The 24,058-nt window shown below is 50.7% G+C and carries 16 protein-coding genes, 5 tRNA genes, 3 rRNA genes and 1 riboswitch; of the genes, 22 read left to right on the plus strand and 2 right to left on the minus strand.

Going from position 1 to position 24,058, the window contains the following annotated elements:
• Positions 1 to 116 precede the first annotated feature (116 nt).
• Entirely contained in the window at positions 117 to 767 is a 651-nt protein-coding gene (gene fabR / locus QUF14_RS24105; RefSeq protein WP_001309117.1) for an HTH-type transcriptional repressor FabR, read from the plus strand.
• Positions 767 to 1,126, plus strand: coding sequence for a YijD family membrane protein (locus QUF14_RS24110; protein ID WP_000806411.1), 360 nt, complete (start codon positions 767 to 769; stop codon positions 1,124 to 1,126). The genes fabR and QUF14_RS24110 overlap by 1 nt, the downstream gene beginning before the upstream one ends.
• A 39-nt stretch (positions 1,127 to 1,165) precedes the next feature.
• Here the strand turns inward: QUF14_RS24110 and trmA are convergent, their stop codons facing one another.
• Positions 1,166 to 2,266 (minus strand): tRNA (uridine(54)-C5)-methyltransferase TrmA, encoded by a 1,101-nt coding sequence (trmA, locus tag QUF14_RS24115; protein WP_000187027.1) that lies wholly within the window; start codon positions 2,264 to 2,266, stop codon positions 1,166 to 1,168.
• Positions 2,267 to 2,379: 113 nt separating this feature from the next.
• Positions 2,380 to 2,569, plus strand: a riboswitch (cobalamin riboswitch).
• Positions 2,570 to 2,634: 65 nt separating this feature from the next.
• On the opposite strand from trmA, the gene btuB reads away from it, so the two are divergent.
• From btuB to birA, 8 genes are all read left to right on the plus strand, one after another.
• Positions 2,635 to 4,479 carry a TonB-dependent vitamin B12 receptor BtuB gene (btuB, locus tag QUF14_RS24120; protein ID WP_052953702.1) on the plus strand — a complete coding sequence of 615 codons (1,845 nt, stop codon included), beginning with the start codon at positions 2,635 to 2,637 and terminating at the stop codon, positions 4,477 to 4,479.
• Positions 4,424 to 5,281, plus strand: a complete 858-nt coding sequence (murI, locus tag QUF14_RS24125; RefSeq protein WP_001696387.1) for a glutamate racemase — start codon at positions 4,424 to 4,426, stop codon at positions 5,279 to 5,281. Before btuB ends, murI begins: the two co-directional genes overlap by 56 nt.
• A 372-nt stretch (positions 5,282 to 5,653) precedes the next feature.
• Positions 5,654 to 7,195 (plus strand): 16S ribosomal RNA (locus QUF14_RS24130).
• Between the two features lie 85 nt (positions 7,196 to 7,280).
• Positions 7,281 to 7,356, plus strand: a tRNA-Glu gene (locus QUF14_RS24135).
• Between the two features lie 194 nt (positions 7,357 to 7,550).
• Positions 7,551 to 10,455 (plus strand): 23S ribosomal RNA (locus tag QUF14_RS24140).
• A gap of 95 nt (positions 10,456 to 10,550) precedes the next feature.
• Positions 10,551 to 10,666, plus strand: a 5S ribosomal RNA gene (gene rrf / locus QUF14_RS24145).
• The 16S, 23S and 5S rRNA genes sit together here with 1 tRNA gene alongside, the layout of an rRNA operon.
• Positions 10,667 to 10,802: 136 nt before the next feature.
• On the plus strand, positions 10,803 to 11,831 hold the full coding sequence (gene murB / locus QUF14_RS24150) for a UDP-N-acetylmuramate dehydrogenase (protein ID WP_100733616.1): 1,029 nt from the start codon (positions 10,803 to 10,805) through the stop codon (positions 11,829 to 11,831).
• A complete protein-coding gene (gene birA / locus QUF14_RS24155) occupies positions 11,828 to 12,793 on the plus strand; it encodes a bifunctional biotin--[acetyl-CoA-carboxylase] ligase/biotin operon repressor BirA (protein ID WP_000654641.1) in 966 nt (321 codons plus the stop codon). The genes murB and birA overlap by 4 nt, the downstream gene beginning before the upstream one ends.
• A 28-nt stretch (positions 12,794 to 12,821) precedes the next feature.
• Here birA and coaA read toward each other — a convergent pair whose 3' ends face one another.
• On the minus strand, positions 12,822 to 13,772 hold the full coding sequence (gene coaA, locus QUF14_RS24160; protein ID WP_000023085.1) for a type I pantothenate kinase: 951 nt from the start codon (positions 13,770 to 13,772) through the stop codon (positions 12,822 to 12,824).
• Positions 13,773 to 14,133: 361 nt separating this feature from the next.
• Here coaA and QUF14_RS24165 point away from each other — a divergent pair.
• The 12 genes from QUF14_RS24165 (at position 14,134) to rpoB (ending at position 24,019) form a co-directional block, all read left to right on the plus strand.
• Positions 14,134 to 14,209: transfer RNA gene (locus QUF14_RS24165), tRNA-Thr, on the plus strand.
• An 8-nt stretch (positions 14,210 to 14,217) separates the two neighbouring features.
• A tRNA-Tyr gene (locus QUF14_RS24170) sits at positions 14,218 to 14,302 on the plus strand.
• A 116-nt stretch (positions 14,303 to 14,418) separates the two neighbouring features.
• Positions 14,419 to 14,493 (plus strand) — tRNA-Gly (locus QUF14_RS24175).
• 6 nt (positions 14,494 to 14,499) lie between these two features.
• Positions 14,500 to 14,575, plus strand: a tRNA-Thr gene (locus QUF14_RS24180).
• A gap of 114 nt (positions 14,576 to 14,689) precedes the next feature.
• On the plus strand, positions 14,690 to 15,874 hold the full coding sequence (gene tuf, locus QUF14_RS24185; RefSeq protein ID WP_000031784.1) for an elongation factor Tu: 1,185 nt from the start codon (positions 14,690 to 14,692) through the stop codon (positions 15,872 to 15,874).
• Positions 15,875 to 16,103: 229 nt separating this feature from the next.
• Positions 16,104 to 16,487 (plus strand): preprotein translocase subunit SecE, encoded by a 384-nt coding sequence (gene secE / locus QUF14_RS24190; protein ID WP_001275702.1) that lies wholly within the window; start codon positions 16,104 to 16,106, stop codon positions 16,485 to 16,487.
• 1 nt (position 16,488) lies between these two features.
• Positions 16,489 to 17,034, plus strand: coding sequence for a transcription termination/antitermination protein NusG (nusG, locus tag QUF14_RS24195; RefSeq protein ID WP_001287516.1), 546 nt, complete (start codon positions 16,489 to 16,491; stop codon positions 17,032 to 17,034).
• 158 nt (positions 17,035 to 17,192) lie between these two features.
• Positions 17,193 to 17,621, plus strand: a complete 429-nt coding sequence (gene rplK, locus QUF14_RS24200) for a 50S ribosomal protein L11 (protein WP_001085926.1) — start codon at positions 17,193 to 17,195, stop codon at positions 17,619 to 17,621.
• A 3-nt stretch (positions 17,622 to 17,624) separates the two neighbouring features.
• Entirely contained in the window at positions 17,625 to 18,329 is a 705-nt protein-coding gene (gene rplA, locus QUF14_RS24205) for a 50S ribosomal protein L1 (protein WP_001096680.1), read from the plus strand.
• A gap of 412 nt (positions 18,330 to 18,741) precedes the next feature.
• Positions 18,742 to 19,239 carry a 50S ribosomal protein L10 gene (rplJ, locus tag QUF14_RS24210; protein ID WP_001207201.1) on the plus strand — a complete coding sequence of 166 codons (498 nt, stop codon included), beginning with the start codon at positions 18,742 to 18,744 and terminating at the stop codon, positions 19,237 to 19,239.
• 66 nt (positions 19,240 to 19,305) lie between these two features.
• Positions 19,306 to 19,671 (plus strand): 50S ribosomal protein L7/L12, encoded by a 366-nt coding sequence (gene rplL / locus QUF14_RS24215; RefSeq protein WP_000028878.1) that lies wholly within the window; start codon positions 19,306 to 19,308, stop codon positions 19,669 to 19,671.
• A gap of 319 nt (positions 19,672 to 19,990) precedes the next feature.
• Positions 19,991 to 24,019, plus strand: coding sequence for a DNA-directed RNA polymerase subunit beta (gene rpoB, locus QUF14_RS24220; RefSeq protein ID WP_001353730.1), 4,029 nt, complete (start codon positions 19,991 to 19,993; stop codon positions 24,017 to 24,019).
• The last annotated feature ends 39 nt before the right edge of the window (positions 24,020 to 24,058 follow it).

Consider the following 24,058-nt stretch of genomic DNA (forward strand, 5'->3'; position numbering starts at 1 on the left):
AGAATTGCAGTAAATATGTTTTATTGCGTTACGGTTCATTCACAACACTGGAGCAATCCAGTATGTTCATTCTCTGGTATAGTGCCAGCAGTACTTTTGGCAAGGATTCAGACATCGTGATGGGCGTAAGAGCGCAACAAAAAGAAAAAACCCGCCGTTCGCTGGTGGAAGCCGCATTTAGCCAATTAAGTGCTGAACGCAGCTTCGCCAGCCTGAGTTTGCGTGAAGTGGCGCGTGAAGCCGGTATTGCTCCCACCTCTTTTTATCGGCATTTCCGCGACGTAGACGAGCTTGGTCTGACCATGGTTGATGAAAGCGGTTTGATGCTGCGCCAACTCATGCGCCAGGCGCGTCAGCGTATCGCCAAAGGTGGGAGTGTGATCCGCACCTCGGTCTCCACATTTATGGAGTTCATCGGTAATAATCCTAACGCCTTCCGGTTATTATTGCGGGAACGCTCCGGCACCTCCGCTGCGTTTCGTGCCGCCGTTGCGCGTGAAATTCAGCACTTCATTGCGGAACTTGCGGACTATCTGGAACTCGAAAACCATATGCCGCGTGCGTTTACTGAAGCGCAAGCCGAAGCAATGGTGACGATTGTCTTCAGTGCGGGGGCCGAGGCGTTGGACGTCGGCGTCGAACAACGTCGGCAATTAGAAGAGCGACTGGTACTGCAACTGCGAATGATTTCGAAAGGGGCTTATTACTGGTATCGCCGTGAACAAGAGAAAACCGCAATTATTCCGGGAAATGTGAAGGACGAGTAATGAAACAAGCAAATCAAGATAGAGGTACGCTGCTGCTGGCGTTAGTTGCTGGCTTATCGATTAATGGTACTTTCGCAGCGCTGTTTAGCTCCATTGTGCCATTTTCAGTATTTCCGATTATTTCCCTGGTGTTGACAGTTTACTGCCTGCATCAACGTTACCTTAATCGCACTATGCCGGTTGGGTTGCCTGGACTGGCTGCTGCTTGTTTTATTCTCGGCGTACTGCTGTACAGCACGGTAGTTCGTGCGGAATATCCGGATATCGGCTCTAACTTCTTCCCGGCAGTACTGTCCGTCATTATGGTGTTCTGGATTGGCGCGAAGATGCGTAACCGTAAGCAGGAAGTTGCTGAGTAATCGGTATCATGCCGGATGCTGGCGCATCCGGCATAGATTTTACTTCGCGGTCAGTAATACGCCGCACTCCATATGGTGCGTGTAGGGGAACTGATCAAACAGAGCCAGACGTTCAACCTTGTGCGTCTGGCTTAATGTTTCCAGATTCTTGCATAACGTTTCCGGATTGCAGGAGATATACAGAATACGTGGATACGCCTGCACCATTTTCTCGGTTTCACTGTCCAGACCGCTGCGCGGTGGGTCGACAAAAATGGTTTCGCACTGATAACTCTTCAAGTCGATCCCTTGCAAGCGGTTAAACTCGCGCACACCATTCATCGCCTGAGTAAATTCTTCTGCCGCCATACGAATAATTTGTACGTTATCAATATGGTTAGCGGCAATGTTGTATTGCGCGGCAGCGACCGACGGCTTGGCGATTTCGGTAGCTAATACCCGATCAAAATTGCGTGCCAGGGCTAATGAGAAGTTACCGTTGCCGCAGTACAGCTCCAGTAAGTCGCCTTTTGAGTCTTTGGTCACGTCCAGCGCCCATTCCAGCATTTGAATATTCATCGCCGCGTTCGGCTGGGTGAAACTGTTCTCCACCTGACGGTAGATCATTTCTCTCCCTGCGACCGGCAGACGTTCGTCGATGTAATCCTGGTCCAGCGCGATTTTGGTTTTCGTTGCCCGACCAATCAGATGCACATTCAGATTCTGCGCGCGCAGTGCATCACGCAGGGCTTCCGCCTGCTGACGCCATTCGTCATCCAGCTTTTTATGGTACAGCAGGGAAACGACCGCCTGATTGCTCAGCGTAGTGAGGTAATCAATCTGGAATAGCTTGTGGCGCAGAACGGGATTATTACGCACACCCGCAATCATCGCCGTCATCAACTGGTTGATAAGTTCACTGGCGGCGGGGAAGCTATCCACGCGGATACGGCTTTTGGTTTGTTGATCGAAAATGATGTGGTACAGGTCATCGCCATCGTGCCAGATGCGGAACTCCGCACGCATCCGGTAATGACTGACCGGCGAGCGAAACACTTCCGGAACCAGGTCAGAAAACGGCGCCATCATACTTTGCAAACGTACCACTTTTTCGGCTAACTGCGCTTCATACTGTTCTGTTGGAAGGTGTTCGGGGGTCATGATGTATCCTGAAAATGAAATGTACGCGGCGATTGTAGGGATTGCTCATCAGATGTCCAGATCTTGATGTATTCCTATTTGTGAGCTACGTCTGGACAGCAACTTGTTACAACCTGTAGCATCCACTCGCCGGTCCTGTGAGTTAATAGGGAATCCAGTGCAAATCTGGAGCTGACGCGCAGCGGTAAGGAAAGGTGCGATGATTGCGTTATGCGGACACTGCCATCCGGTGGGAAGTCATCATCTCTTAGTATTTTATATACCCCTCCAAGCCCGAAGACCTGCCGGCTAACGTCGCATCTGGTTCTCATCATCGCGTAATATTGATGAAGCCTGCGGCATCCTTCTTCTATTGTGGATGCTTTACAATGATTAAAAAAGCTTCGCTGCTGACGGCGTGTTCTGTCACAGCCTTTTCCGCTTGGGCACAGGATACCAGCCCGGATACTCTCGTCGTTACTGCTAACCGTTTTGAACAGCCGCGCAGCACTGTGCTTGCACCAACCACCGTTGTGACGCGTCAGGATATCGACCGCTGGCAGTCGACCTCGGTCAATGATGTGCTGCGCCGTCTTCCGGGTGTCGATATCACCCAAAACGGCGGTTCAGGTCAGCTCTCATCTATTTTTATTCGCGGTACAAATGCCAGTCATGTGTTGGTGTTAATTGATGGCGTCCGCCTGAATCTGGCGGGGGTGAGTGGTTCTGCCGACCTTAGCCAGTTCCCTATTGCGCTTGTCCAGCGTGTTGAATATATCCGTGGGCCGCGCTCCGCCGTCTATGGTTCCGATGCAATAGGTGGGGTCGTGAATATCATCACGACGCGCGATCAACCCGGAACGGAAATTTCAGCAGGGTGGGGAAGCAATAGCTATCAGAACTATGATGTTTCTACACAGCAACAACTGGGAGATAAGACACGGGTAACGCTGTTGGGCGATTATGCCCATACTCATGGTTATGATGTTGTCGCCTATGGTAATACCGGAACGCAAGCTCAGCCAGATAACGATGGTTTTTTAAGTAAAACGCTTTATGGCGCGCTGGAGCATAACTTTACTGATGTCTGGAGCGGTTTTGTGCGCGGCTATGGCTATGATAACCGTACCAATTATGACGCATATTATTCTCCCGGCTCACCGTTGCTCGATACCCGTAAACTCTATAGCCAAAGTTGGGACGCCGGGCTGCGCTATAACGGCGAACTGATTAAATCACAACTCATTACCAGCTATAGCCATAGCAAAGATTACAACTACGATCCGCATTATGGTCGTTATGATTCGTCGGCGACGCTTGATGAGATGAAGCAATACACCGTCCAGTGGGCAAACAATGTCATCGTTGGTCACGGTAGTATTGGTGCGGGTGTCGACTGGCAGAAACAGACTACGACGCCGGGTACAGGTTATGTTGAGGATGGATATGATCAACGTAATACCGGCATCTATCTGACCGGGCTGCAACAAGTCGGCGATTTTACCTTTGAAGGCGCAGCACGCAGCGACGATAACTCACAGTTTGGTCGTCATGGAACCTGGCAAACCAGCGCTGGTTGGGAATTCATCGAAGGCTATCGCTTCATTGCTTCCTACGGGACATCTTATAAGGCACCAAATCTTGGACAACTGTATGGCTTCTACGGAAATCCAAATCTGGAACCTGAGAAAAGCAAACAGTGGGAAGGCGCGTTTGAAGGCTTAACCGCTGGGGTGAACTGGCGTATTTCTGGATATCGTAACGATGTCAGTGACTTGATCGATTACGATGATCACACCCTGAAATACTATAACGAAGGGAAAGCGCGAATTAAGGGCGTCGAGGCGATCGCCAATTTTGATACCGGACCACTGACGCATACTGTGAGTTATGATTATGTCGATGCGCGCAATGCAATTACCGACACGCCGTTGTTACGCCGTGCTAAACAGCAGGTGAAATACCAGCTCGACTGGCAGTTGTATGACTTCGACTGGGGTATTACTTATCAGTATTTAGGCACTCGCTATGATAAGGATTACTCCTCCTGGCCGTATCAAACCGTGAAAATGGGCGGTGTGAGCTTGTGGGATCTTGCGGTTGCGTATCCGGTCACCTCTCACCTGACAGTTCGTGGTAAAATAGCCAACCTGTTCGACAAAGATTATGAGACAGTCTATGGCTACCAAACTGCAGGACGGGAATACACCTTGTCTGGCAGCTACACCTTCTGAACCACGTCCCACCGTGCTGGTGTTTGACTCCGGCGTCGGTGGGTTGTCGGTCTATGACGAGATCCGGCATCTCTTACCGGATCTCCATTACATTTATGCTTTCGATAACGTCGCTTTCCCGTATGGCGAAAAAAGCGAAGAGTTTATTGTTGAGCGAGTGGTGGCAATTGTCACCGCAGTGCAAGAACGCTATCCCCTTGCGCTGGCAGTGGTCGCTTGCAACACCGCCAGTACCGTTTCACTTCCTGCATTACGCGAAAAGTTCGACTTCCCGGTTGTTGGTGTCGTGCCGGCGATTAAGCCAGCGGCACGTCTGACAGCTAATGGCATTGTCGGATTACTGGCAACCCGCGGAACAGTTAAACGTTCTTATACTCATGAGCTGATCGCGCGTTTCGCTAATGAATGCCAGATAGAAATGCTGGGCTCGGCAGAGATGGTTGAGTTGGCTGAAGCGAAGCTGCATGGCGAAGATGTTTCTCTGGATGCACTAAAGCGTATCTTGCGCCCGTGGTTAAGAATGAAAGAGCCACCAGATACCGTTGTTCTGGGGTGTACCCACTTCCCTCTACTACAAGAAGAACTGTTACAAGTGCTGCCAGAGGGAACACGGCTGGTGGATTCTGGCGCAGCGATTGCTCGCCGAACGGCATGGTTGTTAGAACATGAAGCCCCGGATGCAAAATCCGCCGATGCGAATATTGCCTTTTGTATGGCAATGACGCCAGAAGCTGAACAATTATTGCCCGTTTTACAGCGCTACGGCTTCGAAACGCTCGAAAAACTGGCAGTTTTAGACTGATTTGGTTGAATGTTGCGCGGTCGGAAAATTATTTTAAATTTCCTCTTGTCAGGCCGGAATAACTCCCTATAATGCGCCACCACTGACACGGAACAACGGCAAACACGCCGCCGGGTCAGCGGGGTTCTCCTGAGAATCTCAACAGAGAAAAGCAAAAAAATGCTTGACTCTGTAGCGGGAAAGCGTATTATGCACACCCCGCGCCGCTGAGAAAAAGCGAAGCGGCACTGCTCTTTAACAATTTATCAGACAATCTGTGTGGGCACTCGAAGATACGGATTCTTAACGTCGCAAGACGAAAAATGAATACCAAGTCTCAAGAGTGAACACGTAATTCATTACGAAGTTTAATTCTTTGAGCATCAAACTTTTAAATTGAAGAGTTTGATCATGGCTCAGATTGAACGCTGGCGGCAGGCCTAACACATGCAAGTCGAACGGTAACAGGAAGCAGCTTGCTGCTTTGCTGACGAGTGGCGGACGGGTGAGTAATGTCTGGGAAACTGCCTGATGGAGGGGGATAACTACTGGAAACGGTAGCTAATACCGCATAACGTCGCAAGACCAAAGAGGGGGACCTTCGGGCCTCTTGCCATCGGATGTGCCCAGATGGGATTAGCTAGTAGGTGGGGTAACGGCTCACCTAGGCGACGATCCCTAGCTGGTCTGAGAGGATGACCAGCCACACTGGAACTGAGACACGGTCCAGACTCCTACGGGAGGCAGCAGTGGGGAATATTGCACAATGGGCGCAAGCCTGATGCAGCCATGCCGCGTGTATGAAGAAGGCCTTCGGGTTGTAAAGTACTTTCAGCGGGGAGGAAGGGAGTAAAGTTAATACCTTTGCTCATTGACGTTACCCGCAGAAGAAGCACCGGCTAACTCCGTGCCAGCAGCCGCGGTAATACGGAGGGTGCAAGCGTTAATCGGAATTACTGGGCGTAAAGCGCACGCAGGCGGTTTGTTAAGTCAGATGTGAAATCCCCGGGCTCAACCTGGGAACTGCATCTGATACTGGCAAGCTTGAGTCTCGTAGAGGGGGGTAGAATTCCAGGTGTAGCGGTGAAATGCGTAGAGATCTGGAGGAATACCGGTGGCGAAGGCGGCCCCCTGGACGAAGACTGACGCTCAGGTGCGAAAGCGTGGGGAGCAAACAGGATTAGATACCCTGGTAGTCCACGCCGTAAACGATGTCGACTTGGAGGTTGTGCCCTTGAGGCGTGGCTTCCGGAGCTAACGCGTTAAGTCGACCGCCTGGGGAGTACGGCCGCAAGGTTAAAACTCAAATGAATTGACGGGGGCCCGCACAAGCGGTGGAGCATGTGGTTTAATTCGATGCAACGCGAAGAACCTTACCTGGTCTTGACATCCACGGAAGTTTTCAGAGATGAGAATGTGCCTTCGGGAACCGTGAGACAGGTGCTGCATGGCTGTCGTCAGCTCGTGTTGTGAAATGTTGGGTTAAGTCCCGCAACGAGCGCAACCCTTATCCTTTGTTGCCAGCGGTCCGGCCGGGAACTCAAAGGAGACTGCCAGTGATAAACTGGAGGAAGGTGGGGATGACGTCAAGTCATCATGGCCCTTACGACCAGGGCTACACACGTGCTACAATGGCGCATACAAAGAGAAGCGACCTCGCGAGAGCAAGCGGACCTCATAAAGTGCGTCGTAGTCCGGATTGGAGTCTGCAACTCGACTCCATGAAGTCGGAATCGCTAGTAATCGTGGATCAGAATGCCACGGTGAATACGTTCCCGGGCCTTGTACACACCGCCCGTCACACCATGGGAGTGGGTTGCAAAAGAAGTAGGTAGCTTAACCTTCGGGAGGGCGCTTACCACTTTGTGATTCATGACTGGGGTGAAGTCGTAACAAGGTAACCGTAGGGGAACCTGCGGTTGGATCACCTCCTTACCTTAAAGAACTGTACTTTGCAGTGCTCACACAGATTGTCTGATAGAAAGTGAAAAGCAAGGCGTCTTGCGAAGCAGACTGATACGTCCCCTTCGTCTAGAGGCCCAGGACACCGCCCTTTCACGGCGGTAACAGGGGTTCGAATCCCCTAGGGGACGCCACTTGCTGGTTTGTGAGTGAAAGTCGCCGACCTTAATATCGTTAAAGATGACTTACGAGTCATGTTTAAGATATTTGCTCTTTAAAAATCTGGATCAAGCTGAAAATTGAAACACTGAACAACGAAAGTTGTTCGTGAGTCTCTCAAATTTTCGCAACACGATGATGAATCGCAAGAAACATCTTCGGGTTGTGAGGTTAAGCGACTAAGCGTACACGGTGGATGCCCTGGCAGTCAGAGGCGATGAAGGACGTGCTAATCTGCGATAAGCGTCGGTAAGGTGATATGAACCGTTATAACCGGCGATTTCCGAATGGGGAAACCCAGTGTGATTCGTCACACTATCATTAACTGAATCCATAGGTTAATGAGGCGAACCGGGGGAACTGAAACATCTAAGTACCCCGAGGAAAAGAAATCAACCGAGATTCCCCCAGTAGCGGCGAGCGAACGGGGAGGAGCCCAGAGCCTGAATCAGTGTGTGTGTTAGTGGAAGCGTCTGGAAAGGCGCGCGATACAGGGTGACAGCCCCGTACACAAAAATGCACATATTGTGAGCTCGATGAGTAGGGCGGGACACGTGGTATCCTGTCTGAATATGGGGGGACCATCCTCCAAGGCTAAATACTCCTGACTGACCGATAGTGAACCAGTACCGTGAGGGAAAGGCGAAAAGAACCCCGGCGAGGGGAGTGAAAAAGAACCTGAAACCGTGTACGTACAAGCAGTGGGAGCCTCTTTATGGGGTGACTGCGTACCTTTTGTATAATGGGTCAGCGACTTATATTCTGTAGCAAGGTTAACCGAATAGGGGAGCCGAAGGGAAACCGAGTCTTAACTGGGCGTTAAGTTGCAGGGTATAGACCCGAAACCCGGTGATCTAGCCATGGGCAGGTTGAAGGTTGGGTAACACTAACTGGAGGACCGAACCGACTAATGTTGAAAAATTAGCGGATGACTTGTGGCTGGGGGTGAAAGGCCAATCAAACCGGGAGATAGCTGGTTCTCCCCGAAAGCTATTTAGGTAGCGCCTCGTGAATTCATCTCCGGGGGTAGAGCACTGTTTCGGCAAGGGGGTCATCCCGACTTACCAACCCGATGCAAACTGCGAATACCGGAGAATGTTATCACGGGAGACACACGGCGGGTGCTAACGTCCGTCGTGAAGAGGGAAACAACCCAGACCGCCAGCTAAGGTCCCAAAGTCATGGTTAAGTGGGAAACGATGTGGGAAGGCCCAGACAGCCAGGATGTTGGCTTAGAAGCAGCCATCATTTAAAGAAAGCGTAATAGCTCACTGGTCGAGTCGGCCTGCGCGGAAGATGTAACGGGGCTAAACCATGCACCGAAGCTGCGGCAGCGACGCTTATGCGTTGTTGGGTAGGGGAGCGTTCTGTAAGCCTGCGAAGGTGTACTGTGAGGTATGCTGGAGGTATCAGAAGTGCGAATGCTGACATAAGTAACGATAAAGCGGGTGAAAAGCCCGCTCGCCGGAAGACCAAGGGTTCCTGTCCAACGTTAATCGGGGCAGGGTGAGTCGACCCCTAAGGCGAGGCCGAAAGGCGTAGTCGATGGGAAACAGGTTAATATTCCTGTACTTGGTGTTACTGCGAAGGGGGGACGGAGAAGGCTATGTTGGCCGGGCGACGGTTGTCCCGGTTTAAGCGTGTAGGCTGGTTTTCCAGGCAAATCCGGAAAATCAAGGCTGAGGCGTGATGACGAGGCACTACGGTGCTGAAGCAACAAATGCCCTGCTTCCAGGAAAAGCCTCTAAGCATCAGGTAACATCGAATCGTACCCCAAACCGACACAGGTGGTCAGGTAGAGAATACCAAGGCGCTTGAGAGAACTCGGGTGAAGGAACTAGGCAAAATGGTGCCGTAACTTCGGGAGAAGGCACGCTGATATGTAGGTGAAGCGACTTGCTCGTGGAGCTGAAATCAGTCGAAGATACCAGCTGGCTGCAACTGTTTATTAAAAACACAGCACTGTGCAAACACGAAAGTGGACGTATACGGTGTGACGCCTGCCCGGTGCCGGAAGGTTAATTGATGGGGTTAGCGGTAACGCGAAGCTCTTGATCGAAGCCCCGGTAAACGGCGGCCGTAACTATAACGGTCCTAAGGTAGCGAAATTCCTTGTCGGGTAAGTTCCGACCTGCACGAATGGCGTAATGATGGCCAGGCTGTCTCCACCCGAGACTCAGTGAAATTGAACTCGCTGTGAAGATGCAGTGTACCCGCGGCAAGACGGAAAGACCCCGTGAACCTTTACTATAGCTTGACACTGAACATTGAGCCTTGATGTGTAGGATAGGTGGGAGGCTTTGAAGTGTGGACGCCAGTCTGCATGGAGCCGACCTTGAAATACCACCCTTTAATGTTTGATGTTCTAACGTTGGCCCGTAATCCGGGTTGCGGACAGTGTCTGGTGGGTAGTTTGACTGGGGCGGTCTCCTCCTAAAGAGTAACGGAGGAGCACGAAGGTTGGCTAATCCTGGTCGGACATCAGGAGGTTAGTGCAATGGCATAAGCCAGCTTGACTGCGAGCGTGACGGCGCGAGCAGGTGCGAAAGCAGGTCATAGTGATCCGGTGGTTCTGAATGGAAGGGCCATCGCTCAACGGATAAAAGGTACTCCGGGGATAACAGGCTGATACCGCCCAAGAGTTCATATCGACGGCGGTGTTTGGCACCTCGATGTCGGCTCATCACATCCTGGGGCTGAAGTAGGTCCCAAGGGTATGGCTGTTCGCCATTTAAAGTGGTACGCGAGCTGGGTTTAGAACGTCGTGAGACAGTTCGGTCCCTATCTGCCGTGGGCGCTGGAGAACTGAGGGGGGCTGCTCCTAGTACGAGAGGACCGGAGTGGACGCATCACTGGTGTTCGGGTTGTCATGCCAATGGCACTGCCCGGTAGCTAAATGCGGAAGAGATAAGTGCTGAAAGCATCTAAGCACGAAACTTGCCCCGAGATGAGTTCTCCCTGACCCTTTAAGGGTCCTGAAGGAACGTTGAAGACGACGACGTTGATAGGCCGGGTGTGTAAGCGCAGCGATGCGTTGAGCTAACCGGTACTAATGAACCGTGAGGCTTAACCTTACAACGCCGAAGATGTTTTGGCGGATTGAGAGAAGATTTTCAGCCTGATACAGATTAAATCAGAACGCAGAAGCGGTCTGATGAAACAGAATTTGCCTGGCGGCCTTAGCGCGGTGGTCCCACCTGACCCCATGCCGAACTCAGAAGTGAAATGCCGTAGCGCCGATGGTAGTGTGGGGTCTCCCCATGCGAGAGTAGGGAACTGCCAGGCATCAAATTAAGCAAAAGGCCCAGTCGGAAGACTGGGCCTTTTTGCGTTTCTACAAACTCTTCCTGTCGTCATAACTACAAGCCATCCCCCCACAGATACGGTAAACTAGCCTCGTTTTTGCATCAGGAAAGCAGCTATGAACCACTCCTTAAAACCCTGGAACACATTTGGCATTGATCATAATGCTCAGCACATTGTATGTGCCGAAGACGAACAACAACTACTCAATGCCTGGCAGCATGCAACCGCAGAAGGGCAACCCGTTCTTATTCTGGGTGAAGGAAGTAATGTACTTTTTCTGGAAGACTATCGCGGCACGGTGATCATCAACCGGATCAAAGGTATCGAAATTCATGATGAACCTGATGCGTGGTATTTACATGTAGGAGCCGGAGAAAACTGGCATCGCCTGGTAAAATACACTTTGCAGGAAGGTATGCCAGGTCTGGAAAATCTGGCGTTAATTCCTGGTTGTGTCGGCTCATCACCTATCCAGAATATTGGTGCTTATGGCGTAGAATTACAGCGAGTTTGCGCTTATGTTGACTGTGTTGAACTGGCGACAGGCAAGCAAGTGCGCTTAACTGCCAAAGAGTGCCGTTTTGGCTATCGCGACAGTATTTTTAAACATGAATACCAGGACCGCTTCGCCATTGTAGCCGTAGGTCTGCGCCTGCCAAAAGAGTGGCAACCTGTACTAACGTATGGTGACTTAACTCGTCTGGATCCTACAACCGTAACGCCACAGCAAGTATTTGATGCGGTGTGTCATATGCGCACCACCAAACTCCCTGATCCAAAAGTGAATGGCAATGCCGGTAGTTTCTTCAAAAACCCTGTTGTATCTGCCGAAACGGCTAAAGAATTACTGGCACAATTTCCAACAGCACCAAATTATCCCCAGACGGATGGTTCAGTAAAACTGGCCGCTGGTTGGCTTATCGATCAGTGCCAGCTAAAAGGAACACAAATTGGTGGGGCTGCGGTACACCGTCAACAGGCGTTAGTTCTCATTAATGAAGGCAATGCAAAAAGCGAAGATATTGTGCAGCTGGCACATCATGTAAGACAGAAAGTGGGTGAAAAATTTAATGTCTGGCTTGAGCCAGAAGTTCGCTTTATTGGTACATCAGGTGAAGTTAGCGCAGTGGAGACGATTTCATGAAGGATAATACCGTTCCGCTAAAATTAATCACGCTATTAGCGAATGGCGAATTTCACTCTGGTGAGCAGCTGGGTGAAACGTTAGGAATGAGCCGGGCGGCCATTAATAAACATATTCAAACACTGCGTGACTGGGGCGTTGATGTCTTTACCGTTCCGGGTAAAGGATACTGCCTGCCTGAGCCCATCCAGTTACTTAATGCTGAACAGATATTGAGTCAGCTGGATAGCGGTAGTGTAGCCGTGCTGCCAGTTATTGACTCCACGAATCAGTACCTTCTTGATCGTATCGGAGAGCTTAAATCGGGTGATGCCTGCGTTGCTGAATACCAGCAGGCAGGACGTGGTCGCCGAGGTCGGAAATGGTTTTCACCTTTTGGCGCAAACTTATATTTGTCGATGTTCTGGCGTCTGGAACAAGGCCCGGCTGCGGCGATTGGTTTAAGTCTGGTTATCGGTATCGTGATGGCGGAAGTATTACGCAAGTTGGGCGCTGATAAAGTTCGTGTTAAATGGCCGAATGACCTCTATCTGCAGGATCGCAAGCTGGCAGGTATTCTTGTGGAGCTGACTGGCAAAACTGGCGATGCGGCGCAAATAGTCGTTGGTGCCGGGATCAACATGGCAATGCGTCGTGTTGAAGAGAGTGTCGTTAATCAGGGGTGGATCACGCTGCAGGAAGCTGGGATCAATCTCGATCGTAATGCGTTGGCGGCCATGCTAATACGTGAATTACGTGCGGCGCTGGAACTCTTCGAGCAAGAAGGATTGGCACCTTATCTTTCGCGCTGGGAAAAACTGGATAATTTTATTAATCGCCCAGTGAAACTTATCATTGGTGATAAAGAAATATTTGGCATTTCACGCGGAATAGACAAACAAGGCGCTTTATTGCTTGAGCAGGATGGAATAATAAAACCCTGGATGGGCGGTGAAATATCCCTGCGTAGTGCAGAAAAATAAGAAAGGGGAGCATTAGCTCCCCTTTAAATTATTTGCGTAGTCTGACCTCTTCTACCGCGTGATTAGCACTCTTTGTCAGGATTAAACTGGCGCGCTCACGAGTAGGTAGAATATTTTGCTTTAAGTTCAGCCAGTTGATCTCTTTCCACAATGTCATGGCAGTGTTAATCGCTTCTTCTTTAGTTAATTTCGCGTAGTTATGAAAATAGGAATCCGGGTCTGTAAAAGCCCCTTCGCGGAATTTCAGGAAACGGTTGATATACCACGTCTGAAGTAAGTCTTCCGGTGCATCAACATATATCGAAAAATCGACAAAATCAGAAACAAAAACATGATGTGGATCGTGTGGATAATCCATCCCGCTCTGTAAGACATTTAACCCTTCAAGAATTAAAATATCAGGCTGAACAACCGTTTTATCTCCATCCGGGATCACATCATAAATAAGATGCGAGTAAACAGGTGCCGTAACGTTTGGCACGCCGGATTTGAGATCGGAAACAAACTTCACCAGGCGATGCATATCATACGATTCCGGGAAGCCTTTCTTCTTCATCAGACCACGTTCTTTCAGCACCTGATTAGGGTGAAGGAAGCCATCTGTAGTGATCAGCTCAACACGACGATGCTCCGGCCAACGGCTTAATAGTGCCTGCAATACACGGGCGGTTGTACTTTTCCCCACCGCGACGCTACCTGCGATACTGATAATGTAAGGAATGCGTTGCCCGTTGGTACCAAGAAACTGTTCCAGAACTGCCTGACGGCGCAGATTCGAGCTTATATAGAAGTTCAGCAAACGTGACAGAGGTAAATAGATCTCGGCAACTTCTTCTAACGAGAGATCTTCATTAATACCTTTGAGACGGGCGATCTCATCTTCCGATAACGTCATAGGTACGGAATCACGCAGAGCTGCCCACTGGTTGCGGTCAAACTGTAGGTAAGGCGTCATTAACGTTTGCTCTTTTATACTCATAAGCATGTTTCTGGCGGTCATAGCTCTATCGGCAAAACGATATTTGCCATGGCGCGTCACAGTTCTGTTGAATGGGTTAATGGGCAGGAGGGTAACACCAGATGGGGAGGAATAATAAGAAAAAATCTCTCCCGGGAAGCTATCGTTGAAAAGCAATGTGACAGATATTCCATCTGATAAAAAGAATTGCGCTTTAGAAGGAGCGCATTGTTGAGAACAATGATGTTGAAAAAGTGTGCTAATTTGCCCTCTGTTCGACTGTTTCTTCATCGTGTCGCATAAAATGTGACCAATAAAACAAATTATGCAATTTTTTAGTTGCATGAACTCGCATGTCTCCATAGAATGCGCGCTACTTGATGCCGACTTAGCTCAGTAGGTAGAGCAACTGACTTGTAATCAGTAGGTCACCAGTTCGATTCCGGTAGTCGGCACCATCAAGTCCGGTGGGGTTCCCGAGCGGCCAAAGGGAGCAGACTGTAAATCTGCCGTCACAGACTTCGAAGGTTCGAATCCTTCCCCCACCACCAATTTCGGCCACGCGATGGCGTAGCCCGAGACGATAAGTTCGCTTACCGGCTCGAATAAAGAGAGCTTCTCTCGATATTCAGTGCAGAATGAAAATCAGGTAGCCGAGTTCCAGGATGCGGGCATCGTATAATGGCTATTACCTCAGCCTTCCAAGCTGATGATGCGGGTTCGATTCCCGCTGCCCGCTCCAAGATGTGCTGATATAGCTCAGTTGGTAGAGCGCACCCTTGGTAAGGGTGAGGTCGGCAGTTCGAATCTGCCTATCAGCACCACTTCTTTTCTCCTCCCTGTTTTTTCCTTCTGTTTATTGCATTCAACAAGTCGGGCATGTTGCCTGGTTGATGTGGTGATATCACCGATTTATCCGTGTCTTAGAGGGACAATCGATGTCTAAAGAAAAGTTTGAACGTACAAAACCGCACGTTAACGTCGGTACTATCGGCCACGTTGACCATGGTAAAACAACGCTGACCGCTGCAATCACTACCGTACTGGCTAAAACCTACGGCGGTGCTGCTCGCGCATTCGACCAGATCGATAACGCGCCGGAAGAAAAAGCTCGTGGTATCACCATCAACACTTCTCACGTTGAATACGACACCCCGACCCGTCACTACGCACACGTAGACTGCCCGGGGCACGCCGACTATGTTAAAAACATGATCACCGGTGCTGCTCAGATGGACGGCGCGATCCTGGTAGTTGCTGCGACTGACGGCCCGATGCCGCAGACTCGTGAGCACATCCTGCTGGGTCGTCAGGTAGGCGTTCCGTACATCATCGTGTTCCTGAACAAATGCGACATGGTTGATGACGAAGAGCTGCTGGAACTGGTTGAAATGGAAGTTCGTGAACTTCTGTCTCAGTACGACTTCCCGGGCGACGACACTCCGATCGTTCGTGGTTCTGCTCTGAAAGCGCTGGAAGGCGACGCAGAGTGGGAAGCGAAAATCCTGGAACTGGCTGGCTTCCTGGATTCTTACATTCCGGAACCAGAGCGTGCGATTGACAAGCCGTTCCTGCTGCCGATCGAAGACGTATTCTCCATCTCCGGTCGTGGTACCGTTGTTACCGGTCGTGTAGAACGCGGTATCATCAAAGTTGGTGAAGAAGTTGAAATCGTTGGTATCAAAGAGACTCAGAAGTCTACCTGTACTGGCGTTGAAATGTTCCGCAAACTGCTGGACGAAGGCCGTGCTGGTGAGAACGTAGGTGTTCTGCTGCGTGGTATCAAACGTGAAGAAATCGAACGTGGTCAGGTACTGGCTAAGCCGGGCACCATCAAGCCGCACACCAAGTTCGAATCTGAAGTGTACATTCTGTCCAAAGATGAAGGCGGCCGTCATACTCCGTTCTTCAAAGGCTACCGTCCGCAGTTCTACTTCCGTACTACTGACGTGACTGGTACCATCGAACTGCCGGAAGGCGTAGAGATGGTAATGCCGGGCGACAACATCAAAATGGTTGTTACCCTGATCCACCCGATCGCGATGGACGACGGTCTGCGTTTCGCAATCCGTGAAGGCGGCCGTACCGTTGGCGCGGGCGTTGTAGCAAAAGTTCTGAGCTAATTGCCGATAACATTTGACGCAATGCGCACTAAAAGGGCATCATTTGATGCCCTTTTTGCACGCTTTCGTACCAGAACCTGGCTCATCAGTGATTTTCTTTGTCATAATCATTGCTGAGACAGGCTCTGTTGAGGGCGTATAATCCGAAAAGCTAATACGCGTTTCGATTTGGTTTGCCTCGCGATCGCGGGGTGAAAATGTTTGTAGAATACTTCTGACAGGTTGGTTTATGAGTGCGAATACCGAAGCTCAAGGAAGCGGGCGCGGCCTGGAAGCGATGAAGTGGGTCGTTGTGGTGGCATTGCTCCTGGTAGCAATTGTCGGCAACTACCTTTATCGCGACATTATGCTGCCGCTGCGTGCGCTGGCCGTAGTAATTCTGATTGCTGCAGCGGGTGGTGTCGCGCTGTTAACGACAAAAGGAAAAGCAACCGTTGCTTTTGCCCGTGAAGCGCGTACCGAAGTCCGTAAGGTCATTTGGCCGACTCGCCAGGAAACATTGCACACCACGCTGATTGTGGCTGCGGTTACCGCAGTAATGTCACTGATCCTGTGGGGACTGGATGGTATTCTGGTTCGCCTGGTATCCTTTATCACTGGCCTGAGGTTCTGAGATGTCTGAAGCTCCTAAAAAGCGCTGGTACGTCGTTCAGGCGTTTTCCGGTTTTGAAGGCCGCGTAGCAACGTCGCTACGTGAGCATATCAAATTACATAACATGGAAGATTTGTTTGGTGAAGTCATGGTACCAACCGAAGAAGTGGTTGAAATCCGTGGCGGACAGCGTCGCAAAAGCGAACGCAAATTCTTCCCTGGCTACGTCCTCGTTCAGATGGTGATGAACGACGCGAGCTGGCACCTGGTGCGCAGCGTACCGCGTGTGATGGGCTTCATCGGCGGTACTTCCGATCGTCCTGCGCCAATCAGCGATAAAGAAGTGGATGCGATTATGAATCGCCTGCAGCAGGTTGGCGATAAGCCGCGTCCGAAAACGCTGTTTGAACCGGGTGAAATGGTTCGTGTTAATGATGGTCCGTTCGCTGACTTCAACGGTGTTGTTGAAGAAGTTGATTACGAGAAATCTCGTCTGAAAGTGTCTGTTTCTATCTTCGGTCGTGCGACCCCGGTAGAGCTGGACTTCAGCCAGGTTGAAAAAGCCTAACCCAGCGATCAAAAAAGCGGCGATTTAATCGTTGCACAAGGCGCGAGATTGGAATACAATTTCGCGCCTTTTGTTTTTATGGGCCTTGCCCGTAAAACGATTTTTTATATCACGGGGAGCCTCTCAGAGGCGTTATTACCCAACTTGAGGAATTTATAATGGCTAAGAAAGTACAAGCCTATGTCAAGCTGCAGGTTGCAGCTGGTATGGCTAACCCGAGTCCGCCAGTAGGTCCGGCTCTGGGTCAGCAGGGCGTAAACATCATGGAATTCTGCAAAGCGTTCAACGCAAAAACTGATTCCATCGAAAAAGGTCTGCCGATTCCGGTAGTAATCACCGTTTACGCTGACCGTTCTTTCACTTTCGTTACCAAGACTCCGCCGGCAGCAGTTCTGCTGAAAAAAGCGGCTGGTATCAAGTCTGGTTCCGGTAAGCCGAACAAAGACAAAGTGGGTAAAATTTCCCGCGCTCAGCTGCAGGAAATCGCGCAGACCAAAGCTGCCGACATGACTGGTGCCGACATTGAAGCGATGACTCGCTCCATCGAAGGTACTGCACGTTCCATGGGCCTGGTAGTGGAGGACTAAGAAATGGCTAAACTGACCAAGCGCATGCGTGTTATCCGCGAGAAAGTTGATGCGACCAAACAATACGACATCAACGAAGCTATCGCTCTGCTGAAAGAGCTGGCGACTGCTAAATTCGTAGAAAGCGTGGACGTTGCTGTTAACCTCGGCATCGACGCTCGTAAATCTGACCAGAACGTACGTGGTGCAACTGTACTGCCGCACGGTACTGGCCGTTCCGTTCGCGTAGCCGTATTTACCCAGGGTGCAAACGCTGAAGCTGCTAAAGCTGCAGGCGCTGAACTGGTAGGTATGGAAGATCTGGCTGACCAGATCAAGAAAGGCGAAATGAACTTTGACGTTGTTATTGCTTCCCCGGATGCAATGCGCGTTGTTGGCCAGCTGGGCCAGGTTCTGGGTCCGCGCGGCCTGATGCCAAACCCGAAAGTGGGTACTGTAACGCCGAACGTTGCTGAAGCGGTTAAAAACGCTAAAGCTGGCCAGATTCGTTACCGTAACGACAAAAACGGCATCATCCACACCACCATCGGTAAAGTGGACTTTGACGCTGACAAACTGAAAGAAAACCTGGAAGCTCTGCTGGTTGCGCTGAAAAAAGCAAAACCGACTCAGGCGAAAGGCGTGTACATCAAGAAAGTTAGCATCTCCACCACCATGGGTGCAGGTGTTGCAGTTGACCAGGCTGGCCTGAGCGCTTCTGTAAACTAATGCCTTTACGTGGGCGGTGATTTTGTCTACAATCTTACCCCCACGTATAATGCTTAATGCAGACGTATATCCGAGATATTCGGGTTGTAGCAAGGCGGCAACTGAGTGAGTCGCCAGGAGCATAGCTAACTATGTGACTGGTGCGAACGAAGGAAGCCAACGCCGCTACAAGCTGAATAGCGACGGATAGAAAAGATTTGTTCGTTGGAGCCTGGCCTATCCAGGCCTCCGTCGAAGACCGCAGGAGTTTCGCAAGAAACTTAATCCCCTGCGTAGACGGTGACAGAACGCTAAGATTATTCTTTTATATTCTGGCTTGTTTCTGCTCACCGTAATTAAGACGCTCTCTCCGTTTGGAGGAGTGAAGTGAGTTCCAGAGATTTTCTCTGGCAAACATCCAGGAGCAAAGCTAATGGCTTTAAATCTTCAAGACAAACAAGCGATTGTTGCTGAAGTCAGCGAAGTAGCCAAAGGCGCGCTGTCTGCAGTAGTTGCGGATTCCCGTGGCGTAACTGTAGATAAAATGACTGAACTGCGTAAAGCAGGTCGCGAAGCTGGCGTATACATGCGTGTTGTTCGTAACACCCTGCTGCGCCGTGCTGTTGAAGGTACTCCGTTCGAGTGCCTGAAAGACGCGTTTGTTGGTCCGACCCTGATTGCATACTCTATGGAACATCCGGGCGCTGCTGCTCGTCTGTTCAAAGAGTTCGCGAAAGCGAATGCAAAATTTGAGGTCAAAGCCGCTGCCTTTGAAGGTGAGCTGATCCCGGCGTCTCAGATCGACCGCCTGGCAACTCTGCCGACCTACGAAGAAGCAATTGCACGCCTGATGGCAACCATGAAAGAAGCTTCGGCTGGCAAACTGGTTCGTACTCTGGCTGCTGTACGCGATGCGAAAGAAGCTGCTTAATCGCAGTTATCTTTTTAACGCATTCGCTTACGTATAAACTTATTCTGATATTCAGGAACAATTTAAATGTCTATCACTAAAGATCAAATCATTGAAGCAGTTGCAGCTATGTCTGTAATGGACGTTGTAGAACTGATCTCTGCAATGGAAGAAAAATTCGGTGTTTCCGCTGCTGCTGCTGTAGCTGTAGCTGCTGGCCCGGTTGAAGCTGCTGAAGAAAAAACTGAATTCGACGTAATTCTGAAAGCTGCTGGCGCTAACAAAGTTGCTGTTATCAAAGCAGTACGTGGCGCAACTGGCCTGGGTCTGAAAGAAGCTAAAGACCTGGTAGAATCTGCACCGGCTGCTCTGAAAGAAGGCGTGAGCAAAGACGACGCAGAAGCACTGAAAAAAGCTCTGGAAGAAGCTGGCGCTGAAGTTGAAGTTAAATAAGCCAACCCTTCCGGTTGCAGCCTGAGAAATCAGGCTGATGGCTGGTGACTTTTTAGTCACCAGCCTTTTTGCGCTGTAAGGCGCCAGTAGCGTTTCACACTGTTTGACTACTGCTGTGCCTTTCAATGCTTGTTTCTATCGACGACTTAATATACTGCGACAGGACGCCCGTTCTGTGTAAATCGCAATGAAATGGTTTAAGCGTGATAGCAACAGGCATTGCGGAAAGTGTTCCATTTTCCGGTCAACAAAATAGTGTTGCACAAACTGTCCGCTCAATGGACAGATGGGTCGACTTGTCAGCGAGCTGAGGAACCCTATGGTTTACTCCTATACCGAGAAAAAACGTATTCGTAAGGATTTTGGTAAACGTCCACAAGTTCTGGATGTACCTTATCTCCTTTCTATCCAGCTTGACTCGTTTCAGAAATTTATCGAGCAAGATCCTGAAGGGCAGTATGGTCTGGAAGCTGCTTTCCGTTCCGTATTCCCGATTCAGAGCTACAGCGGTAATTCCGAGCTGCAATACGTCAGCTACCGCCTTGGCGAACCGGTGTTTGACGTCCAGGAATGTCAAATCCGTGGCGTGACCTATTCCGCACCGCTGCGCGTTAAACTGCGTCTGGTGATCTATGAGCGCGAAGCGCCGGAAGGCACCGTAAAAGACATTAAAGAACAAGAAGTCTACATGGGCGAAATTCCGCTCATGACGGACAACGGTACCTTTGTTATCAACGGTACTGAGCGTGTTATCGTTTCCCAGCTGCACCGTAGTCCGGGCGTCTTCTTTGACTCCGACAAAGGTAAAACCCACTCTTCGGGTAAAGTGCTGTATAACGCGCGCATCATCCCTTACCGTGGTTCCTGGCTGGACTTCGAATTCGATCCGAAGGACAACCTGTTCGTACGTATCGACCGTCGCCGTAAACTGCCTGCGACCATCATTCTGCGTGCCCTGAACTACACCACAGAGCAGATCCTCGACCTGTTCTTTGAAAAAGTTATCTTTGAAATCCGTGATAACAAGCTGCAGATGGAACTGGTGCCGGAACGCCTGCGTGGTGAAACCGCATCTTTCGACATCGAAGCTAACGGTAAAGTGTACGTAGAAAAAGGCCGCCGTATTACTGCGCGCCACATTCGCCAGCTGGAAAAAGACGACGTCAAACTGATCGAAGTCCCGGTTGAGTACATCGCAGGTAAAGTGGTTGCTAAAGACTACATTGATGAGTCTACTGGTGAGCTTATCTGTGCTGCGAACATGGAGCTGAGCCTGGATCTGCTGGCTAAGCTGAGCCAGTCTGGTCACAAGCGTATCGAAACGCTGTTCACCAACGATCTGGATCACGGCCCGTATATCTCTGAAACCTTACGTGTCGACCCAACTAACGACCGCCTGAGCGCACTGGTAGAAATCTACCGCATGATGCGCCCTGGCGAGCCGCCGACTCGTGAAGCCGCTGAAAGCCTGTTCGAGAACCTGTTCTTCTCCGAAGACCGCTATGACTTGTCTGCGGTTGGTCGTATGAAGTTCAACCGTTCTCTGCTGCGCGACGAAATCGAAGGTTCCGGTATCCTGAGCAAAGACGACATCATTGATGTTATGAAAAAGCTCATCGATATCCGTAACGGTAAAGGCGAAGTCGATGATATCGACCACCTCGGTAACCGTCGTATCCGTTCCGTTGGCGAAATGGCGGAAAACCAGTTCCGCGTTGGCCTGGTACGTGTAGAGCGTGCGGTGAAAGAGCGTTTGTCTCTGGGCGATCTGGATACCCTGATGCCTCAGGATATGATCAACGCCAAACCGATTTCCGCAGCAGTGAAAGAGTTCTTTGGTTCCAGCCAGCTGTCTCAGTTTATGGACCAGAACAACCCGCTGTCTGAGATTACGCACAAGCGTCGTATCTCCGCACTCGGCCCAGGCGGTCTGACCCGTGAACGTGCAGGCTTCGAAGTTCGAGACGTACACCCGACTCACTACGGTCGCGTATGTCCAATCGAAACTCCTGAAGGCCCGAACATCGGTCTGATCAACTCCCTGTCCGTGTACGCACAGACTAACGAATATGGCTTCCTTGAGACGCCGTACCGTAAAGTGATCGACGGTGTTGTAACCGACGAAATTCACTACCTGTCTGCTATCGAAGAAGGCAACTACGTTATCGCCCAGGCGAACTCCAACCTGGATGAAGAAGGCCACTTCGTAGAAGACCTGGTAACTTGCCGTAGCAAAGGCGAATCCAGCTTGTTCAGCCGCGACCAGGTTGACTACATGGACGTATCCACCCAGCAGGTGGTATCCGTCGGTGCGTCCCTGATCCCGTTCCTTGAACACGATGACGCCAACCGTGCATTGATGGGTGCGAACATGCAACGTCAGGCCGTTCCGACTCTGCGTGCTGATAAGCCGCTGGTTGGTACGGGTATGGAACGTGCTGTTGCCGTTGACTCCGGTGTAACTGCGGTTGCTAAACGTGGTGGTGTCGTTCAGTACGTGGATGCTTCCCGTATCGTTATCAAAGTTAACGAAGATGAGATGTATCCGGGTGAAGCAGGTATCGACATCTACAACCTGACCAAGTACACCCGTTCTAACCAGAACACCTGTATCAACCAGATGCCGTGTGTGTCTCTGGGTGAACCGGTAGAACGTGGCGACGTGCTGGCAGACGGTCCGTCCACCGACCTCGGTGAACTGGCGCTCGGTCAGAACATGCGCGTAGCGTTCATGCCGTGGAATGGTTACAACTTCGAAGACTCCATCCTCGTATCCGAGCGTGTTGTTCAGGAAGATCGTTTCACCACCATTCACATTCAGGAACTGGCATGTGTGTCCCGTGACACCAAGCTGGGGCCAGAAGAGATCACCGCTGACATCCCGAACGTGGGGGAAGCTGCGCTCTCCAAACTGGATGAATCCGGTATCGTTTACATTGGTGCGGAAGTGACCGGTGGCGACATTCTGGTTGGTAAGGTAACGCCGAAAGGTGAAACTCAGCTGACCCCAGAAGAAAAACTGCTGCGTGCGATCTTCGGTGAGAAAGCGTCTGACGTTAAAGACTCTTCTCTGCGCGTACCAAACGGTGTATCCGGTACGGTTATCGACGTTCAGGTCTTTACTCGCGATGGCGTAGAAAAAGACAAACGTGCGCTGGAAATCGAAGAAATGCAGCTCAAACAGGCGAAGAAAGACCTGTCTGAAGAACTGCAGATCCTCGAAGCGGGTCTGTTCAGCCGTATCCGTGCTGTGCTGGTAGCCGGTGGCGTTGAAGCTGAGAAGCTCGACAAACTGCCGCGCGATCGCTGGCTGGAGCTGGGCCTGACCGACGAAGAGAAACAAAATCAGCTGGAACAGCTGGCTGAGCAGTATGACGAACTGAAACACGAGTTCGAGAAGAAACTCGAAGCGAAACGCCGCAAAATCACCCAGGGCGACGATCTGGCACCGGGCGTGCTGAAGATTGTTAAGGTATATCTGGCGGTTAAACGCCGTATCCAGCCTGGTGACAAGATGGCAGGCCGTCACGGTAACAAGGGTGTAATTTCTAAGATCAACCCGATCGAAGATATGCCTTACGATGAAAACGGTACACCGGTAGACATCGTACTGAACCCGCTGGGCGTACCGTCTCGTATGAACATCGGTCAGATCCTCGAAACCCACCTGGGTATGGCTGCGAAAGGTATCGGCGACAAGATCAACGCCATGCTGAAACAGCAGCAAGAAGTCGCGAAACTGCGCGAATTCATCCAGCGTGCGTACGATCTGGGCGCTGACGTTCGTCAGAAAGTTGACCTAAGTACCTTCAGCGATGAAGAAGTTATGCGTCTGGCTGAAAACCTGCGCAAAGGTATGCCAATCGCAACGCCGGTCTTCGACGGTGCGAAAGAAGCAGAAATTAAAGAACTGCTGAAACTTGGCGACCTGCCGACTTCTGGTCAGATCCGCCTGTACGACGGTCGCACTGGTGAACAGTTCGAACGTCCGGTAACCGTGGGTTACATGTACATGCTGAAACTGAACCACCTGGTCGACGACAAGATGCACGCGCGTTCCACCGGTTCTTACAGCCTGGTTACTCAGCAGCCGCTGGGTGGTAAGGCACAGTTCGGTGGTCAGCGTTTCGGGGAGATGGAAGTGTGGGCGCTGGAAGCATACGGCGCAGCATACACCCTGCAGGAAATGCTCACCGTTAAGTCTGATGACGTGAACGGTCGTACCAAGATGTATAAAAACATCGTGGACGGCAACCATCAGATGGAGCCGGGCATGCCAGAATCCTTCAACGTATTGTTGAAAGAGATTCGTTCGCTGGGTATCAACATCGAACTGGAAGACGAGTAATTCTCGCTCAAACAGGTCACTGCTGTCGGGGTAAAACCC

The sequence above is a fragment of the Escherichia sp. HH091_1A genome (assembly GCF_030295175.1).
In the GTDB taxonomy this organism is placed as follows: Bacteria; Pseudomonadota; Gammaproteobacteria; order Enterobacterales; family Enterobacteriaceae; genus Escherichia; species Escherichia coli_F.

Coding starts and splice junctions, on each gene's coding strand:
- QUF14_RS24110 (WP_000806411.1), top strand. CDS start 767: ATGAAACAAGCAAATCAAGATAGAGGTACGCTGCTGCTGGCGTTAGTT.
- trmA (WP_000187027.1), bottom strand. CDS start 2,266: ATGACCCCCGAACACCTTCCAACAGAACAGTATGAAGCGCAGTTAGCC.
- btuB (WP_052953702.1), top strand. CDS start 2,635: ATGATTAAAAAAGCTTCGCTGCTGACGGCGTGTTCTGTCACAGCCTTT.
- murI (WP_001696387.1), top strand. CDS start 4,424: ATGGCTACCAAACTGCAGGACGGGAATACACCTTGTCTGGCAGCTACA.
- murB (WP_100733616.1), top strand. CDS start 10,803: ATGAACCACTCCTTAAAACCCTGGAACACATTTGGCATTGATCATAAT.
- birA (WP_000654641.1), top strand. CDS start 11,828: ATGAAGGATAATACCGTTCCGCTAAAATTAATCACGCTATTAGCGAAT.
- coaA (WP_000023085.1), bottom strand. CDS start 13,772: ATGAGTATAAAAGAGCAAACGTTAATGACGCCTTACCTACAGTTTGAC.
- tuf (WP_000031784.1), top strand. CDS start 14,690: ATGTCTAAAGAAAAGTTTGAACGTACAAAACCGCACGTTAACGTCGGT.
- secE (WP_001275702.1), top strand. CDS start 16,104: ATGAGTGCGAATACCGAAGCTCAAGGAAGCGGGCGCGGCCTGGAAGCG.
- nusG (WP_001287516.1), top strand. CDS start 16,489: ATGTCTGAAGCTCCTAAAAAGCGCTGGTACGTCGTTCAGGCGTTTTCC.
- rplK (WP_001085926.1), top strand. CDS start 17,193: ATGGCTAAGAAAGTACAAGCCTATGTCAAGCTGCAGGTTGCAGCTGGT.
- rplA (WP_001096680.1), top strand. CDS start 17,625: ATGGCTAAACTGACCAAGCGCATGCGTGTTATCCGCGAGAAAGTTGAT.
- rplJ (WP_001207201.1), top strand. CDS start 18,742: ATGGCTTTAAATCTTCAAGACAAACAAGCGATTGTTGCTGAAGTCAGC.
- rplL (WP_000028878.1), top strand. CDS start 19,306: ATGTCTATCACTAAAGATCAAATCATTGAAGCAGTTGCAGCTATGTCT.
- rpoB (WP_001353730.1), top strand. CDS start 19,991: ATGGTTTACTCCTATACCGAGAAAAAACGTATTCGTAAGGATTTTGGT.